This is a genomic window from Amycolatopsis sp. NPDC000009 (assembly GCF_055563465.1).
In genome coordinates this window covers 554,765-570,994 of the sequence record NZ_JBVHDI010000002.1, presented here as the reverse complement: position 1 = coordinate 570,994, position 16,230 = coordinate 554,765, and the positions used below count along the sequence as shown (strand labels likewise).

Here is a 16,230-nt window from a genome sequence, read left to right as displayed (position 1 = left end):
ATGTTCTCCCCTTCGTTCATCGTTCGGATCCGGTGAGGAGGCCGAAGACGCTCCGCCGGAGCACCACCACGACCGCGGTCAGCGCGAAGATCGCGCCCCACACCGGGAGCAGCCGGGGTTCGAGCGCGGTGGCGCGCCCTTGCGAAGCCACCGCGGGCGCCAGGATCACCGCCATCCAGACCCCGGTGAGGACATAGGCCGCCCGTACCACCCCGATCAGCCCGCCGAGTGCGAGCGTCCCGGTGGTGAAGGCCAGGCTCGGCAGGAGACCGAGCCCGAATCCGCCGCCGGCGAGCCAGCTCGAAAGGCCCTGGATCGGCAAGACGACCGCGAGGACCGCCGTCGTCCGGCGCAGCAGCAGGTAGAGCCCGGCCCTCGGCGTCGAAGTGACGAGTTCGTACGCGGGATCGAGCCCCTTGGCCCACGAGACCGCGACCCCGAGCACCGGCAGCACCGGCGAGAAGAGCTGGACGAACGAGTAACCCTTCGAGCCGGTGAACCCGACCGCGTCCAGCAGGAAGCCGATCGCCGGGATCAGCAGGATCATCACCAGCCACGGCAGCATCACCGGCGTCACCCAGCTGTGCAGCCGTCCGACCCATCGGCTCCTCATCGGGCTCGGGCCCGCTTCGGCGAGCTTCGGCCCCAGCCCCGCCCAGACGTCGTCCACCAGCGCCGACACCGACGGCATGCTGAGGGCGGACAGCCTCCCCCGGCATTCCGCGCACTTTTCGAGATGGGCTTCGACCGCCCAGACCTCGTCACCGGCCAAGCCGTCGTCCCCGCGGACGTAACCGGCGAGGAGCTGATCGGACACGTGTTCCTTGTTCACGACAGCGCCTCCCGCATCGCGATCCGAGCCCGCCTGGCGCGGGTTTTGACGGTTCCTTCCGGCAGGCCGAGCAGGACCGCGGTCTCCCGGACGGTCAGCCCGTCGAGCACCATCGCCTGCAGGACCTGACGGAGTTCGGGCGCGAGACGGCGCAGCGCGTCGCCGACGTGGTCGCCGACCGCGCCCGCGAGTGCTTCGTCCTCGGCGGCGGGCGCGACGGTGGTTTCCGCGACCGGCAGCGGCTGGGCGTGCCGCGCCCGGCGGCGGAAGGCGTCGACCAGCCGGCGCGCGGCGATCGTCCACAGCCAGCCCACGGCGCTCCCGCCGACGGCGGAACCGGCGAACGCACCCGCCGCGCGCCAGACCGCGAGGTAGGTCTCCTGCATCACCTCGGCGACGATCTGATCGTCGGCGCAGCGACGGCGCAGGCGCACGGCCAGCCACGGCGACGTGCGGCGGTAGAGCTCCTCGAACGCCGCCCGGTCACCTTTGGCCGTGCGGCGGACGAGCTGCTCTTCGTCCGGTTCCGTTCCTTTCACATCCGGCAAGACGCCGAGATCGCCGAAACGGTTCTCACCCGATTGTGTCCTGTGTCACAGAACCTCCGTGAAGGTCCGGTCGGACGTGGCTATGTCGCGAACTCGGCCGCACGCGTCGGGCCCGCACAAACGCCGTACCCCTCAGGAGTCCGGCCAGAACTTGCGCCAGCCGTCGGCCTCGAGCGTCGTCGGCTCCAGACCGGCATCGCGCGCGGCCTGTTCGGCGTCCCGGATGTCGCGGGCGAATCGCTTCGCGACGGCACGGAGCTCGCCTTCGGGATCGATCCCCGCGCGGCGCGCGGTCGCGGCCACCCGGAACAGCTGGACGGCCGCTTCGGAACCGCCGGGAAACAGGTCGAGCGGGATCCCGGCCCGGCCGCTGCGCTGGCCGAGCTTCCCGGCAAGCGCCACGGCGGGCTGTCCGAGCGCAACACCGTCCACAATGGACTGTCGGCTTTTCTCGGCCTGCTTCAGTTCTTCCCACTTGAGATTCTGGTCGCTGACGGTCTCGACCCGGGGGGCGTCGGCGAAGACATGCGGATGACGTCCGACGAGTTTCGCGACCAGTTCGGAAGCGACCTCGTCGATCCCGAACGGATCGTCCGCGTCCTCGACCGCCACGCGCGCGTGGAACAGCACTTGCAGCAGGACGTCGCCGAGCTCCTCGCGCAAGGCGACCCGGTCGCCCTCCTCGATCGCGTCGAGCAGCTCGTAGGTCTCCTCGACCAGGTATTGACGCAGCGACTCGTGCGTCTGGACGGCGTCCCACGGGCAGCCACCCGGCGAGCGAAGCCGGTCCATCACCTCGGCGGCCTCGACCAGCGGCGGAACGGGCGCTTCGATCACCCGCGCTCCGGCCCTGATCAGCGCGGCGACCTCCGGCTCCCTTCGAGAACCGGCGATGAGCACGAGGTCGCGCACCTTTGCCTCACCGAGCGCGGGCACCCCGAACATCTCGGGATCGACATCGGAAGCCGCGTACACGGCATCGCTGCTCCGCAGGATCGTGAGCGCCGCGGCGGGCAGTGTCGCACCGCGCGCGATCACGACGACGGCAGCGGTCACGGGTTTTGCGGGGCGGCACCGTGCACAGGCAGCACGATGCCCTTCTTCGAAGCTTCGTTGGGCGCGAGGTCCATCTCGACAACATCCCACACGCCGTAGCGCGGGTTCACCTTGAGGTCGACCTGGCCGAGGTACGACTGGAGGAGCCGGACACCGACCTTGGCCAGCTGCTGAGCGGAGGGCCGCGCGGCCTGATCCGACGCGACGGGCGTGTCCGCGGTCCGCTCACGCATCACCACGACGACCCAAAGCGGCTGCTGCGGTGTCGGCTGGAAGGCGGCGACGGTGTTGGGTTCGAGACCGAACAGGACGGTGGCCGCGGTCGCGGGCGACTGCATGGCCGGCAGCTTCTGGCCGGTGCCCGCCTGGGTGTCGGAGGTCTGCTGGTCCTGCGCGATCAGCTCGGCGGCCGCGTTCGGCGAGGCGGCGAAGCGGCGGGCCTTCTCGATCGCCTGCTCGCGCAGCCGGTCCGAGTCGGCTCCCGTGGCGTCGGTCGAGGACACCGAGCTGAAATCGAACGTGACGGTGAGCTTGTCGAGGTACTTCATCGCGAGCTGGGTCTGCAGCGCCGCGTCGACCAATGCCTCGCGGTGGTCCCGCACCCGCGCCACCAGCTGCTCGACACTGAGCTCGGGGTCGTCCTGCGGGTTGGCTTCCATCGGCTTCGCGAGCGGATCGTTCTGCAACGCGTTCACCACGAGGGATTCGTCGACCCCGATGCCTTCCCGCTGAGCGGCGCGTTCGGTGAGGTCGTGCAGGATCTCCTGGCGGACGATCTCGCGGCCGACGAGGTCGAGCTTGTGTTCCTTGGCGAGCTGCTGCCCGTACGGGTGCTCACGGACGGCCTTGTCGATCAGCTGCTGCACGCGATCCACCGAGACGGTCCTGCCGTCGACGATCACCGCCGCACCGACCTGCCCGGGTCCGGCGTTGCATCCGGCGAGAAGGAGAGAACCGGCAAGAACCCCGAGCAGCGCGCGACGGCGCCCCATGATCCGCATCACAGGGCCTACCCTCTCACACCGGCCCCGGTGAGAGAACCAGGTCGTAAGTCGCGATTCGGGCTCGGCCCATCACGCGAGTTCCGCCTCCGATCACGCGACGGGCGCCGGCGACTTCATCAGATTCGTCAGCAGCTTCGCACACCATTCCAGCAGTTCCTCGTCTCGCAGCGCGGGGGCGCCCATCCGTCCGCCCGCCGGGCCCTCCGTCGGCTTCGGCACGGAGACCGTGTTCGTCACCGCCTTGTAGAGAGCCTTGGGGTACAAGCGCTTCAGCCGCACCATCTGCGAATCCGCCAGCGGCAGCGGCGCGAACCGGATCGACGTGCCCTGGGCGGAGACCTCGGTGACCCCGGCCGCGCGGCAGGTGTGCCGGAACGTGGCGACCGCGAGCAGCCTCCGCACCGGGGCGGGCGGCTGGCCGTAGCGGTCGACCAGTTCCTCGCGGACGGCGTCGAGCCCGGCCTGGTCGGGCGCGGCCGCGATCTTGCGGTACGCCTCCAGCCGCAGCCGTTCGCCCGGCACGTAGTCGTGCGGGATATGCGCGTCCACCGGAAGATCCACGCGGACCTCGGCGAGCTCCTCCTCTTCGGAGGTCTCCGCACCCGCGTGACGACGGAACGCGTCGACCGCTTCGCCGACGAGCCGCACGTACAGATCGAAACCGACGCCCGCGATGTGCCCGGACTGCTCAGCGCCGAGGATGTTGCCCGCGCCGCGGATCTCCAGGTCCTTCATCGCGACAGCCATGCCCGCGCCCAGTTCGGTGTTCTGCGCGATGGTCGCCAGCCGGTCGTGCGCCGTCTCGGTGAGCGGGGCTTCCGGCGGGTACAGGAAGTACGCGTACCCGCGCTCACGCCCACGCCCGACCCGGCCGCGCAACTGGTGCAGCTGCGCGAGACCCAGCAGGTCCCCTCGTTCCACCAGCAGGGTGTTGGCGTTGGAGATGTCCAGCCCGGTCTCGACGATCGTGGTGCAGACGAGCACATCGTACTCGTTCTCCCAGAAACCCTGGATGATCTTCTCGAGCTTGTCCTCGTTCATCTGCCCGTGCGCGGTGACGACGCGCGCCTCCGGCACCAGCTCGCGAATGCGCTTCGCGGCCTTCTCGATCGAGGAGACCCTGTTGTGCACGTAGAAGACCTGGCCGTCGCGCAGCAGTTCGCGCCGGATCGCGGCGCCGACCTGCTTGTCGTCGTACGCGCCGACGTAGGTCAGGATCGGGTGCCTGTCCTCGGGCGGGGTGAGGATCGTGGACATCTCCCGGATCCCGGCGAGCGACATCTCCAGCGTCCGCGGGATCGGCGTCGCCGACATGGTCAGCACGTCGACGTGCGTCCGCAGCGCCTTGATGTGTTCCTTGTGCTCGACGCCGAACCGCTGTTCCTCGTCGACGATCACCAGACCGAGGTCCTTGTACCGGATCCCGGTCTGCAGCAGGCGATGCGTGCCGATCACGATGTCGACGTCGCCGGCGGCCAGCTGCTCCAGGATCGCGTCGGACTCGGGCTTGTTCGTGAACCGGGAGAGCCCCTTGATCTTCACCGGGAACGAACTCATCCGTTCGGTGAAGGTGTTGAGGTGCTGCTGCGCGAGCAGCGTCGTGGGCACCAGGACCGCGACCTGTTTGCCGTCCTGCACCGCCTTGAACGCCGCGCGCACCGCGATCTCGGTCTTGCCGTAGCCGACGTCGCCGCAGATGACGCGGTCCATCGGGACACCGCGTTCCATATCCGCCTTGACCTCGTCGATCGCGGCGAGCTGGTCGTTGGTCTCGGTGAACGGGAAGGCGTCTTCGAGTTCGCCCTGCCACGGGGTGTCCTGCCCGAACGCGTGCCCGGGAGCGGCCTGCCGCGCGGCGTAGAGCTGCACGAGTTCGGCGGCGATCTCCTTGACCGCCTTCTTCGCCTTGGCCTTGGTGTTCTTCCAGTCCGACCCGCCGAGTTTGTTCAGCGTCGGCAGCTCACCGCCGACGTAGCGGGAGACCTCGTCGAGCTGGTCGGTCGGGACGAACAGCCGGTCCCCCGGATGCCCGCGTTTGGAGGAGGCGTATTCGAGCAGCAGGTACTCGCGGGTCGCGCCGGCGACGGTGCGCTGCACCATCTCGACGAACCGCCCGATGCCGTGCTGATCGTGCACGACGTAGTCGCCAGCCTTGAGGGCGAGCGGATCGACGGCGTTGCGGCGCCGCGAAGGCATCTTGGTGCTGAAGTCCTTTGTGGACGTCCCCGCGCCGGAACCCCGGCCGGTGAGATCCGATTCGGACAGCACGACCAGCGCTCGCTCCGGCGACACGAAGCCGTCCGAAAGGCCGCCGCACGTCACCGTCACGACGCCGGGCGTCAGCGGACCGGTGATGCCTTCGGCGAGCGACGCGGGCACGTCCCCCGTCGACAGCTGCTCGACGGCGCGGGCCGCCGTGCCGTGCCCGGCGACCACGAGCACCGCCGTCCCGCCCGCGGCTGTGTGCGCGCGCAGGTCCGTCGTCGCGCGCTCGACCTCGCCGCGGTAGTTCGGCGCGGCCTCGATCGAGACGCGGTAGACGTCGGGATCGTCGCTGGCCAGCTGCGTCAGCGTCCACCAAGGGCGCTTCGTCTCCTGAGCGTGCTTCGCGATCCCCGCGAGGTCCCGGTACGCGGACGCGCCGAGATCGATCGGCGCCTGACCGCCCGCGGCGGCCGTGGTCCAGGACGCTTCGAGGAACTCCTGCCCGGTGCGGACCAGGTCGGCCGCGCGGGCGCGGATCTTCTCGGGATCGGCCAGCAGGACGTGCGTGCCCTGGGGCATCGCGTCGGTCAGCAGCTCCAGCTCGCCCTCGCACAGCACGGGGATGAGCGCCTCCATGCCCTCGACGGGCACGCCGCCGGAGAGCTTGGTGAGCATCTCGGTGAGCTGGGCGTCCGCCTCGTACGTCGTCGCCAGCTCGGCGGCCTTCGCCCGCACCGGCTCGGTGAGCAGCAGTTCACGGCACGGCGGCGCGCTGACGTGCCGGATCTCCCCCGGCAGCGACCGCTGATCCGACACCGCGAACGCGCGGATCTCGCTGACCTCGTCGCCCCAGAACTCGACCCGCACCGGATGCTGCGCCGTCGGCCCGAACAGGTCGAGGATGCCACCGCGCACGGCGAACTCGCCGCGTTTCTCGACCATGTCCACCCGCGTGTACGCGAGCTCGACCAGCCGCTCCAGCAGGCCTTCGAAACTCTGCTCCTCGCCGACCACCAGGTCGATGGGCGCGAGCGAACCGAGCCCGGGCGCCATCGGCTGGATGAGGCTGCGGACGGTCGCGACGACGACGCGCAGGCCGTCGGCCGCCGTCTCGAGCCGGTGGAGCACCTCCAGCCGCCGCCCGACGGTGTCCGCCCGGGGCGACAGCCGCTCGTGCGGCAGCGTCTCCCAGGACGGGAAGTCGGCGACGGCCTCTTCGCCGAGGAACGACTTCAGCGAAGCGGTCAGCTCGTCGGCCTCGCGGCCGGTCGCGGTCACCGCGAGCACGGGACGGCCGGCGCCCTCGTCCGCGGCGAGGGCGCCCACGACCAGCTGGCGGGTGGCGATCGCGCCCTGGAGTTCGAGCACCGGGGCACCGGCCCGCTCGACGACCCCGCGCAGGGCCGGATCGGGAAGGATGGAATGAAGGAGTCCGGACAATGGAGCGTTTGTCACCGTCCCAGCCTACGTGGGGGCACCGACAGTCCGCCGCGCGATTACCTGGGCAGGGCGCCGGCGACCATCGGAAGCTGTTCGTCGAACTCGGCGGGTTCCTGCGTCGCGATCCGGATCAGCACGTGTTCGGCACCCGCGTCCTGGTATTCGCGCAGCCGGTCGGCGACCTGCGCCGGGCTGCCCGCGATCTGCATTTGGATCTTCTCGACGAAGTCCAGCGGAACGCCGTAATTCCGCTGTGCGTAGTCCTCCAACCGCTCGCGGGCCCGCACCGGGTCCTCCTCGATGAGCACTGTCGCGAACAACGCGGGCGTCACGGGGCGTACGGCTGCTTCGCGGATCTTCGCGAGCCCGTCGGCGTAGTCCGCGACGTCGGGCGGATACGGCAGCCAGCCGTCGTAAAGCCGTCCCACTCGCTCGAGCGCGCCCGGGGTGAACGAGGCCAGCCACACCGGCGGACCACCCGGACGGTGCGGTTCGGAGTACTCCGGAAGGGTGTCGTAGTGCAGCACCTCGCCGTGGAACGGACCGCCCTTCCCGCTCCAGACATGCCGCCACAGCGCGATGATGTCGTCGAGCCGGGCGCGGCGGCGTTCCCACGGGACGCGGGTGAAGGCGAACTCGGGTTCGCTGCGGCCGGCGAACCCCGCGCCGACGCCGAGCGTGATCCGGCCCTGGCTGAGCAGGTCGAGTGAGAGGATCGCGTTCGCGGAGAGCAGCGGATCCCGCAACGCCGGGAGCAGCGCGGCGGTGCCGAGGGTGACCCGTTCGGTTCTGGCGGCGAACGCGCCGAGCAACGTCAACGAATCGATGGGCGCCTTCGCGAGGGTGTCGCCGACCCAGACCGAATCGAAGCCGAGGCGTTCGGCTTCGACCGCGATCGCGACCATTTCCGGCGCGGTGCGCCCGGCGTCGAGGATGGACCGATAAGTGGGGACGACCAGACCGAATTTCATACCGTGAGCGTCGCCGCGGCGGGGAATCGTCTCAATTCCTTCGAGGGAATGGCGGCGCCGACGGCGGCTCGGCCAAGATGACGACCATGGTTTCCGGATTCGGCCCCGCGCTGAAGGGCTGGCGTGAGCGGCGGCGGCTGTCCCAGCTGGAACTGGCGCTCCGGGCCGGGACCACCCAACGGCATGTGAGTTTCCTGGAAGGCGGCCGGTCGATCCCCGGCCGCGGCCTGGTGCTGCGCGTCGCCGAATCGCTCGAACTCCCGCTCCGCGAGCGCAACGGCCTGCTGCTCGCGGCCGGGTACGCCCCCGGTTTCCCCGAAACGAAACTCGACGATCCCGGGTTGAAGCCGGTCCTCGACGGGATGCGGCGGCTGCTCGACGGGCACCGGCCGTACCCGGCCATCGTCGTCGACCGCTACGGCGTGCTCGTCGCCCGCAACGACGCGCTCGACCTGCTCTTCGAGGACGTCGCGCCCGAGCTGCTGGAGGAACCGGTCAACACCCTGCGGCTCGCGCTGCATCCGAAGGGGATGGCGCCTCGGGTGCTGAACCTCGCGGATTGGGCGCGGCACATCCTGGAACGGCTGACGCAGGAGATCGCGCACGCGCCCGACGAGCGGCTCACCGCGCTGCTGGCCGAACTCGAAAGTTACGTTCCGGAGCCGGGGCCGCCCGGCCCGGACCATCTCGGGTTCGCCGTGCCGATGCGCCTGTCCACGTCGGCGGGTGAGCTGCGGCTGATCACGGCCATCACGACGTTCGCCACCGCGGCCGACGTCACGGTGTCGGAATTGAAACTGGAGACTTTCCTGCCCGCCGACGCCGAGACGGCCGCGATCCTGACCGGTTCGTCCCTAGTGGGCGGTTGAGCACGGTGGCATGCTGAAGACATGCGCACTTCCGCCGTCGCCGCGTTCGCGTCCCTGTCGTTGCTGGTCACGGCCTGTTCCGGGGCGTCGAGCGAGATGGTGCAGAGCGCGCCACCGGTCACTTCGAAGCCCGCCGTTTCGGCGCTGAAGGTCGAGCAGGTGACGGCCGGGCTCGAACACGGCTGGGACGTCGGTTTCCTCCCGGACGGGAAGATCCTCGTCACCCAGCGTCCCGGGAAGCTGGCCCTGATCGAGGGCGGCTCGAAACGCGACGTCGCCGCCGACTTCTCCGACGTCCACGTCCGCGGCGAAGGCGGCCTGATGGGGATGGTGATCAGCCAGGACTTCGCGACGTCGCGCGAGTTCATCACGTGCCAGACCCACAAGGAGGGCGACACCGCCGTCGACATCCGGCTGGTCACCTGGCGGCTGTCGGACGACGGCGCGAGCGCCACGAAGGTCAAGGACCTCCTGACCGGCCTGCCGGTGAACCCCAGCGGCAGGCATTCCGGCTGCCGTCCCGCGTTCGGCGCGGACGGCGCGCTGCTCGTCGGCACCGGCGACACCGCCCGCCCGCAGCATCCCCAGGACCGGACGAGTCTCGGCGGCAAGGTGCTCCGTATCGACGCGAAGACCGGGAGCGCGTTGCCGGACAACCCGTTCATCAAGTCCGCGAACCCGAACGAACAGCGCGTGTTCACCTACGGGCACCGCAACGTCCAGGGCGCCACGGTCCGTCCGGGCACCGGGCAGGTGTTCACCGCCGAGCACGGGCCGACGATCGACGACGAGGTCAATTTGGAGACCGCGGGCGCGAACTACGGCTGGGATCCGTCCAAGGGCGGCACCGAGACCAGCTACGACGAGAGCGTCCCGATGACCGACAAGCAGCGCTTCCCGGACGCCGTCAGTCCTTTGTGGACGACAGGCGAGATCACCGAGGCCATCTGCGGCGCGGAGTTCCTCACCGGATCACAGTGGGGCGCGCTCGAAGGATCGCTGGCCGTGACCGCGTTGAAAGGCCAGAAACTCCTGCTGTTCCGCCTCGACGACGCGGGCAAGGTCACCGAGGTGACGCTGCCGCCGGAGTTCGACGACAAGTTCGGCAGGCTTCGCGCCATCCGAAGCGCGCCCGACGGCTCGCTCTACATCACGACTTCGGAAGGCGAGGACGACAAGCTGCTGAAGGTCACCCCCGGCGCCTAACGGCCGAGGTGCGCGCCGCCGTTGACGTGGACGATCTGACCGGTGACGTGCCGGGCCTCCGGGCTCGCCAGGAAGGCCACCACTTCGGCGACGTCCGCGGGCTCGCCGGCGCGTTTGGTCAGCGTGTTGCCGATCAGCCACGCCCGGCGTTCGTCGGAGAGCTTGCCCTGGAAGAACTCGGTGTCCCCGACCAGTCCTGGCGCGACGATGTTCGCGGTGATCCCGCGCGGCCCGAATTCCCTTGCCACGTCGACGTTCCACGCCTCCAGCGCGGCCTTGGCCGCACCGTAGGAGCCCGCGCCCGTCCGCGCGGCGATGGAGCCGATGGTGACGATCCGCGCGCCGTCGGCGAACCTTTCCCGCAAGGCACGGGTGACCAGCACGGCACTGAACACGTTCGCGTCGAGGTTGGCCTGCCAGTTCGCCGCGAAGGCTTTCAGGTCTTCGGCCTGCCCGTTCCGGAAGTCGGTGTTCCCACCCGCGTTGTTGACCAGGACGTCGACGCGCTCCGGCAAGGCGGCCAGCGCCCGTTCCACCGCGTCCGGATCGGCCGCGTCGAACGGGACCGGGTTCGCGCCGAGCAGCGCGGCGGCCTCGGTGAGAACCTGTTCGCGGCGGCCGGTGATCGTCACCCGGTCACCCCGCGCGGCGAACGCCGCCGCGACCGCGTACCCGATCCCGGTTCCGCCGCCGGTGACCACTACTTCCCTGTTCTGCCCCATACCTCCAGGATAGGGACACTAGGCTTCCCCGCATGACGAAGATCGACCCGGCGACGACGGCGCTCGTCCTGATCGACCTCCAGACCCGGATCGTCGCGCTGGAGACCGTCCCGATCGACGGCACCGAGGTGGTGTCGAACGCGGTCTTGCTGCGAGACGCTTTCAGCGCGGCCGGCTCGCCGATCGTCCACGTGCGCGCGCACCGGCCGAACGTCGACGAGCAGCCGCCCGGCAGCGAACTGGTCGCCGAACTGACACCGCGCGACGGCGAGCACCTGATCACCAAGAACACGATCGGCGCGTTCTACCGCACCGGTCTCGACGAACTCTTGCGCGGACTCGGCGTGAAGACACTGGTGATCGCCGGGATCGCCACGGAATACGGCGTCGAATCGACGCTGCGGGCCGCGGTCGACCACGCCTACGAGACCATCGCCGTTTCGGACGCGATGGCGGGTATCGCCGCCATTTCCCACGAATCGGCGGTCACGAAGGTGTTCCCGCGGCTGGGCGAAGTGCTCACGACCGCCGAGACCGCCGCGGCGCTGGGCTGACCCATGATCGACAAGATCGCTTGGCTGCACCTGCGGGACGGCCGGATCCTGAGCACTCGCTCACGCGGGAAGTCCGTGTTCTATTTGCCCGGCGGCAAACGCGAATCCGGCGAAACCGACACAGAGACCTTGATCCGCGAAGTCCGCGAGGAACTGACCGTCGAGATCGATCCGGCGAGTATCGAGCCCGCCGGGGTCTTCGAAGCGCAGGCCGATGGCCACGCGACAGGTCTTCTTGTCCGGATGACCTGCTACACGGCCGGCTTCAGCGGAACACTCACGGCCAGCAGTGAAATCGACGAGCTCGCGTGGCTGGGCTACGAGGACAGGGACCGGGTCTCCGCGGTGGACAAGATCATTTTCGACCACCTGCGAGAGACCGGGCTCCTGCGCTGACGATCTACTTCAGTTCGTCGAGGCACAGCACTCGGTCGCGCGGGATCAGCCCTCCCGTGCCCGAGTACGACGTGAGCTTCATATCCGTTGACGGAACGGAGGCGCATGCCGGGTCTTCGACGGCGAGATCGGGCCGGTTTTCGATGGCGAGCACCTTGAAGTGCGCTCCCACGCAGTCCACCGTCTCGAGCTTCTTCGCCGCGAAGGCATCCCCGGGGAGGCAGTCCCCGACAGCCGGCAATCGCGCGCCCGGATTCTTGAGGTTCTCCAGACAGAGCAGGATGCCGTCGGGAGCCGTCTGCCTGCCCTGGAAGTAGTACAGGTCGGCGGTGGGATACTCGTCGCATTCGGACCCGCCCGAAAGCAGTATCCCGCCTTCCGACTTCCCGCCCTGTTTCCCGACGACCTTGAAGTTCGCTTCCGGCGTCCCGCACTCGACGTTTCTGATACTTTCCGCGTTGTCGACGTCGCCCTTGAGACAGGCGCCGACCTCGGTACGCGACGCCGTCAACGGATCGTCGACGAAGATCCCCAGCAGGACGATGGCAGCGAAAACACCGAGGAAGATGACTGGTTTCAGCCACGGTCTCGTCTTACGCGGCACCATCTGTTCGACGGCGGGCGCGAGGTGGTTCTCCACAGTGCTTCCCCCAGCTGGATGACCTCTATGGGGGTCCTAGCGCTCCCTACCCGGGAAACGTTACGGCGACGCGGCGCCGGCTCAGTACAGCCGCAACTTGGGCTTGTGCTCCAAATTGGACAGACCGTTCCAGGCGAGGTTCACCAGATGCGCGGCGACCTCGTCACGCTTCGGCTTCCGGGCGTCGAGCCACCACTGCCCGGTGAGCGCGACCATCCCGACGAGCGCCTGCGCGTACAGCGCGGCCAGCTTCTCGTCGTAGCCTCGCGCGGCGAACTGCTGCGCGAGGATGTGCTCGACCTGGCTGGCGATGTCGTTCAGCACCGTCGAGAACGTGCCCGTCGAACTCGCGACCGGCGAATCCCGCACCAGGATGCGGAAGCCGTCGTGCGAGTCTTCGACGTAGGAGAGCAACGCGATCGCCGCCTGCTCCAGCATCACCCTCGGGTGTCCACCGTGGAGGGTGGAGACCATCCGGTCCAGCAGCAGTTGCGTCTCGCGGTCCACGACGACGGCGTAGATGCCTTCCTTGCCGCCGAAATGCTCGTACACCACCGGTTTGGAGACGTTCGCGCGATGCGCGATCTCCTCGATGGACGTGCCTTCGAACCCCTTCTCCGCGAAGAGAGCCCTGGCGACGTTGAGCAGTTGCTGCCTGCGCTCGGTCCCCGTCATCCGCACCCGGGCCACCGGGGCGACAGGACGCGCCCCGGTGACCGCTTCACGTTTGGTCCGCCTTCTCCCCGCCATCGCAGAAGACTAACGCGACCTCGCTATTTGCTTTCAGTGGCGATGCGCGCGAGGCGCTGCGGAGTCGGCCAGCGCACGTCGTAGGCCCAGCCGAACTTCTCGAAGATCCAAATCAGCCGCGCGGAAATGTCGATCTGGCCGCGCTGCACACCGTGCCGTGCCGAGGTCGGGTCGGCGTGGTGCAGGTTGTGCCACGACTCGCCGAAGGAGAAGATCGCCAGCGGCCAGAAGTTGGCCGACTTGTCGCGCGCGGCGAACGGGCGCTCACCGATCATGTGGCAGACCGAGTTGACCGACCAGGTGACGTGGTGCAACACGCAGACACGCACCAGCCCGGCCCAGAAGAACGCGGTCACCGCGCCCCAGAACGACCAAGTGATCAGGCCACCCAGGATCGCGGGCAGCACCAGGGTGAGCAGGCTCCACAGCCAGAACAGGTCGTCGACCTTCTTGATGGCCGGATCCTTCACCAGATCCGGCGCGAACCGCTCGGCGTTGGTCTGGTCGCGGTCGAACAGCCAGCCCATGTGCGCGTGCCAGAACCCTTTGGCGATGGCGACCGGTGTCGTCCCGAACAGCCACGGCGAATGCGGGTCGCCGTCGCGGTCGGAGAAGGCGTGGTGGCGCCGGTGGTCGGCGACCCAGGTGATCACGGGGCCCTGGACGGCCATGCTGCCGGCGATCGCCATCGCGACGCGCAGCCACGGCTTGGCCTTGAACGAGCCGTGCGTGAAGTAGCGGTGGTACGAAACGGTGATACCCAGCCCGCTGATCGCGTAGAAGACCACGAACAGGCCGACGTCGACCCAGGTCAGTCCCCAGCCCCAGGCGAACGGGACGGCCGCGAGCAACGCGGCGAGCGGGAAGATGACCCCGAGGTAGACCGAGAGCTGCACGCCGCTCGATCGATGTCCTTCGATTACCGGCTTGGGGCCCTTCGCGGGCTTCTGGGAACGGTCCAGGGTAGCCGTCATGCAGTCACTTCTTTTCTACGAGCAGCCCTTGAGGGTATCCCTAAGGGTGACCTTACCTACGATGCCGTAAGTTACGGTACAGGAGGTTTGGTCCCCTGTGGAGTGCCCGCGAAGGTGAGGCAACCCCCGGGCGCACGCGGAGGTCCCCGGCATGGCTATCCTGACCAGGATCGATCCGCCGTAGTGTAATCGGCAGCACTTCAGATTTTGGTTCTGACAGTTCAGGTTCGAATCCTGGCGGCGGAGCAGACGAACAGATGACCAGCGGCGTTTTCAACGGTGGGGGTGTGTGCGGCTGACCGAGGACGCGACGACCAGTGGCAGGCGGCCGGCGCTTGCGGAGATGTCCGACGCCTGGCTTTACGGTCGCGCGCGCGAACTCGGGGCGGCCATCCAGCGGGTCAGTTTCGCCGAGCAGCTGGACATCGTCACCAGCCTCGACGAACTCCTCGACGAGACCCAGCGCCGCGGCGAACCTCTGCTGGTCGCCCAGCTGCTGCGCTACTCGGCGATGGCAAGGCTGGTCACCCGCGGCCTCGCCGCCGAAGCCGAACCCCGGCTCGACGAGATGCTCGCGCACACCAGGCGGCACGGTCTCGCGCTGATGCGGGCCGACGCGCACGCCATGCGCGGCCGTCGGCTGGTGATCGCCAAACAGGAGGACGCCGCCCTCACCGAGATCGCCAGGGCGCTCGCCATCCTCGACGATTCCGCGGTCCCGGACCGCCAGGTCGGCAGGCGCAACTGGGACCGGATGCTGTCCACGACCCTGGTCGACTGCTGGCTGGTGCTGAACCAGCTGGGCGTCTACGAGGCGGCCGAGGAGGCCATCGCCCGCGCCGCGCAGGCGATCCGCGACAGCGCGAGCCCGCACGAGATCGCGCTCCAGCTGATCAACCGGGTCAAGATGCTGCTGGGCTGGGGTCTCCGGCTCGAACGCATCGAGCGCTACGACGAGGGCGCGGACAAGTTCCGCACCGCCGCGTCGATGGCCCAGGCCGCCGAAGGCCCGTTCACCGAGTCGCTCTTCCCGCGCAAGGCGGGTGTGCCCGCGATCGACCAGGTCGGCGTGCTCGCCGCGGCCGCCGCGCTGGCGTCGCCCGATTCGTCGCATATCGAGCGGCTGAACTCGCTGCTGCATCCGGAACTGGTCTTCCCGCACGAACGCGAGATCATCGCCATCGCGCTGGCCCGCTGCCTGGACAACGACGGCCGCCGCGAGGACGCCCTTCAGGTGCTCAAAGAGGTCCGCGAGGACAACGAGGACGGCTCACTGCCGTCGATGCGGCTGAACCTCGCCCGCGAGCTCGCCCGGCTCGACACCACCCCGGACTACGCGTCCGGGGCGAGCCAGTCGCTGATCGACTACGCGACCATCCTGGAAACGGAGATGTGGTCACTGCGGGAATCGCAGATCGCCACGCTCAACGCGCGCCGGGAACACGAGCGGCTGTCCGCCGAGCACGGCGCGATCACCCAGCAGGCCCTCCAGGACCCGCTCACCGGGCTGCCGAACCGGCGCGCGCTCGACGAAAAGCTGCGTTCGCTGGCGTCGTCCGCCGACGCCCAGCCGCTCGCGGTCGCGCTGGTCGACCTCGACGGATTCAAGGACGTCAACGACAAGCAGTCGCACGCCGAAGGTGACAACGTTCTCCGTGTCATCGCGAGCACGCTGCGCGACGCCCTGCGCGGTGACGACGTGGTCGCCCGCTACGGCGGAGACGAGTTCATCGTGCTTCTACCTGGGGCTCCGGCCTCCGCGGCGAAGCAGGCCCTGGGTCGTTCTGTGAATGCCGTCGCATCTCTGCCGCACCATCTTTCGCACGGCGTCACCCTCTCCGTCGGCCTCGTCTCACTCCGCCCGCAGGAGCGGGCCGAGCAGGTCCTCGCCCGCGCCGACGCGGCCATGTACCAGGCGAAACGCGGCGGCGGGAACCAGGTTTCGTCGGTGAACTCGATGGCCATCGACCCGGCGACCGGATGGCCCGGCGAGGATGCTCCGACCGACCCCGCGTGGGACGCCGAGCAGCCCACGTAGGATCAATGCCCGACAACCACCGTTG

Annotated in this window: 15 protein-coding genes and 1 tRNA gene; 6 read left to right on the top strand and 10 right to left on the bottom strand. The window is 69.1% G+C overall.

The genetic code is table 11. The features are described from left to right. Window positions 1-16 precede the first annotated feature (16 nt). From ACZ3HL_RS08870 to ACZ3HL_RS08845, 6 genes are all read right to left on the bottom strand, one after another. On the bottom strand, window positions 17-832 hold the full coding sequence (locus tag ACZ3HL_RS08870; protein WP_465529787.1) for a zf-HC2 domain-containing protein: 816 nt from the start codon (window positions 830-832) through the stop codon (window positions 17-19). After that, window positions 829-1,371 (bottom strand): RNA polymerase sigma factor, encoded by a 543-nt coding sequence (locus ACZ3HL_RS08865; RefSeq protein ID WP_465411034.1) that lies wholly within the window; start codon window positions 1,369-1,371, stop codon window positions 829-831. Before ACZ3HL_RS08865 ends, ACZ3HL_RS08870 begins: the two co-directional genes overlap by 4 nt. 141 nt (window positions 1,372-1,512) lie before the next feature. Beyond that, a complete protein-coding gene (locus ACZ3HL_RS08860) occupies window positions 1,513-2,436 on the bottom strand; it encodes a nucleoside triphosphate pyrophosphohydrolase (protein ID WP_465529785.1) in 924 nt (307 codons plus the stop codon). Continuing rightward, on the bottom strand, window positions 2,433-3,437 hold the full coding sequence (locus ACZ3HL_RS08855) for a hypothetical protein (RefSeq protein WP_465529783.1): 1,005 nt from the start codon (window positions 3,435-3,437) through the stop codon (window positions 2,433-2,435). The genes ACZ3HL_RS08860 and ACZ3HL_RS08855 overlap by 4 nt, the downstream gene beginning before the upstream one ends. Window positions 3,438-3,530: 93 nt before the next feature. Beyond that, a complete protein-coding gene (gene mfd, locus ACZ3HL_RS08850; RefSeq protein ID WP_465530021.1) occupies window positions 3,531-7,085 on the bottom strand; it encodes a transcription-repair coupling factor in 3,555 nt (1,184 codons plus the stop codon). A gap of 56 nt (window positions 7,086-7,141) precedes the next feature. Continuing rightward, window positions 7,142-8,056 (bottom strand): LLM class flavin-dependent oxidoreductase, encoded by a 915-nt coding sequence (locus tag ACZ3HL_RS08845; protein WP_465529781.1) that lies wholly within the window; start codon window positions 8,054-8,056, stop codon window positions 7,142-7,144. Window positions 8,057-8,142: 86 nt separating this feature from the next. Here ACZ3HL_RS08845 and ACZ3HL_RS08840 point away from each other — a divergent pair, with 86 nt between their 5' ends. Together ACZ3HL_RS08840 and ACZ3HL_RS08835 are read left to right on the top strand one after the other, a co-directional pair. Then, on the top strand, window positions 8,143-8,925 hold the full coding sequence (locus ACZ3HL_RS08840) for an MmyB family transcriptional regulator (RefSeq protein WP_465529779.1): 783 nt from the start codon (window positions 8,143-8,145) through the stop codon (window positions 8,923-8,925). Between the two features lie 21 nt (window positions 8,926-8,946). Continuing rightward, the gene (locus ACZ3HL_RS08835) at window positions 8,947-10,131 is read left to right on the top strand and encodes a PQQ-dependent sugar dehydrogenase (protein WP_465529777.1); all 1,185 of its coding nucleotides are present in this window, start codon (window positions 8,947-8,949) and stop codon (window positions 10,129-10,131) included. Here the strand turns inward: ACZ3HL_RS08835 and ACZ3HL_RS08830 are convergent. After that, on the bottom strand, window positions 10,128-10,853 hold the full coding sequence (locus ACZ3HL_RS08830; RefSeq protein ID WP_465529775.1) for an SDR family NAD(P)-dependent oxidoreductase: 726 nt from the start codon (window positions 10,851-10,853) through the stop codon (window positions 10,128-10,130). The two genes, ACZ3HL_RS08835 and ACZ3HL_RS08830, sit on opposite strands and share 4 nt — an antisense overlap. Before the next feature lie 32 nt (window positions 10,854-10,885). Between ACZ3HL_RS08830 and ACZ3HL_RS08825 the strand changes: the two genes are divergently transcribed. Together ACZ3HL_RS08825 and ACZ3HL_RS08820 are read left to right on the top strand one after the other, a co-directional pair. Beyond that, complete coding sequence (locus tag ACZ3HL_RS08825) at window positions 10,886-11,407, top strand: isochorismatase family protein (protein WP_465529773.1); 522 nt, start codon at window positions 10,886-10,888, stop codon at window positions 11,405-11,407. 3 nt (window positions 11,408-11,410) lie between these two features. Next, on the top strand, window positions 11,411-11,803 hold the full coding sequence (locus ACZ3HL_RS08820) for an NUDIX hydrolase (RefSeq protein WP_465411026.1): 393 nt from the start codon (window positions 11,411-11,413) through the stop codon (window positions 11,801-11,803). A gap of 4 nt (window positions 11,804-11,807) precedes the next feature. On the opposite strand, the gene ACZ3HL_RS08815 is transcribed toward ACZ3HL_RS08820, so the two are convergent. The 3 genes from ACZ3HL_RS08815 to ACZ3HL_RS08805 all read right to left on the bottom strand — a co-directional run bounded on the left by ACZ3HL_RS08815 (window position 11,808) and on the right by ACZ3HL_RS08805 (window position 14,167). Next, window positions 11,808-12,443, bottom strand: coding sequence for an LppU/SCO3897 family protein (locus tag ACZ3HL_RS08815; protein ID WP_465529771.1), 636 nt, complete (start codon window positions 12,441-12,443; stop codon window positions 11,808-11,810). Between the two features lie 81 nt (window positions 12,444-12,524). Beyond that, a complete protein-coding gene (locus tag ACZ3HL_RS08810; RefSeq protein WP_037318732.1) occupies window positions 12,525-13,118 on the bottom strand; it encodes a TetR/AcrR family transcriptional regulator in 594 nt (197 codons plus the stop codon). Between the two features lie 98 nt (window positions 13,119-13,216). Beyond that, complete coding sequence (locus ACZ3HL_RS08805; RefSeq protein ID WP_125674120.1) at window positions 13,217-14,167, bottom strand: acyl-CoA desaturase; 951 nt, start codon at window positions 14,165-14,167, stop codon at window positions 13,217-13,219. 174 nt (window positions 14,168-14,341) lie between these two features. Between ACZ3HL_RS08805 and ACZ3HL_RS08800 the strand changes: the two genes are divergently transcribed. After that, window positions 14,342-14,413 (top strand) — tRNA-Gln (locus tag ACZ3HL_RS08800). A 43-nt stretch (window positions 14,414-14,456) separates the two neighbouring features. Beyond that, window positions 14,457-16,205, top strand: a complete 1,749-nt coding sequence (locus tag ACZ3HL_RS08795) for a GGDEF domain-containing protein (protein WP_126736467.1) — start codon at window positions 14,457-14,459, stop codon at window positions 16,203-16,205. Window positions 16,206-16,230 lie beyond the last annotated feature (25 nt).

Bases quoted from the DNA above. Each gene is read 5' to 3' on its own strand.
- ACZ3HL_RS08855 (WP_465529783.1), bottom strand. From the start codon at position 3,437: ATGCGGATCATGGGGCGCCGTCGCGCGCTGCTCGGGGTTCTTGCCGGT.
- ACZ3HL_RS08845 (WP_465529781.1), bottom strand. From the start codon at position 8,056: ATGAAATTCGGTCTGGTCGTCCCCACTTATCGGTCCATCCTCGACGCC.
- ACZ3HL_RS08840 (WP_465529779.1), top strand. From the start codon at position 8,143: ATGGTTTCCGGATTCGGCCCCGCGCTGAAGGGCTGGCGTGAGCGGCGG.
- ACZ3HL_RS08835 (WP_465529777.1), top strand. From the start codon at position 8,947: ATGCGCACTTCCGCCGTCGCCGCGTTCGCGTCCCTGTCGTTGCTGGTC.
- ACZ3HL_RS08830 (WP_465529775.1), bottom strand. From the start codon at position 10,853: ATGGGGCAGAACAGGGAAGTAGTGGTCACCGGCGGCGGAACCGGGATC.
- ACZ3HL_RS08825 (WP_465529773.1), top strand. From the start codon at position 10,886: ATGACGAAGATCGACCCGGCGACGACGGCGCTCGTCCTGATCGACCTC.
- ACZ3HL_RS08820 (WP_465411026.1), top strand. From the start codon at position 11,411: ATGATCGACAAGATCGCTTGGCTGCACCTGCGGGACGGCCGGATCCTG.
- ACZ3HL_RS08810 (WP_037318732.1), bottom strand. From the start codon at position 13,118: ATGACGGGGACCGAGCGCAGGCAGCAACTGCTCAACGTCGCCAGGGCT.
- ACZ3HL_RS08805 (WP_125674120.1), bottom strand. From the start codon at position 14,167: ATGACGGCTACCCTGGACCGTTCCCAGAAGCCCGCGAAGGGCCCCAAG.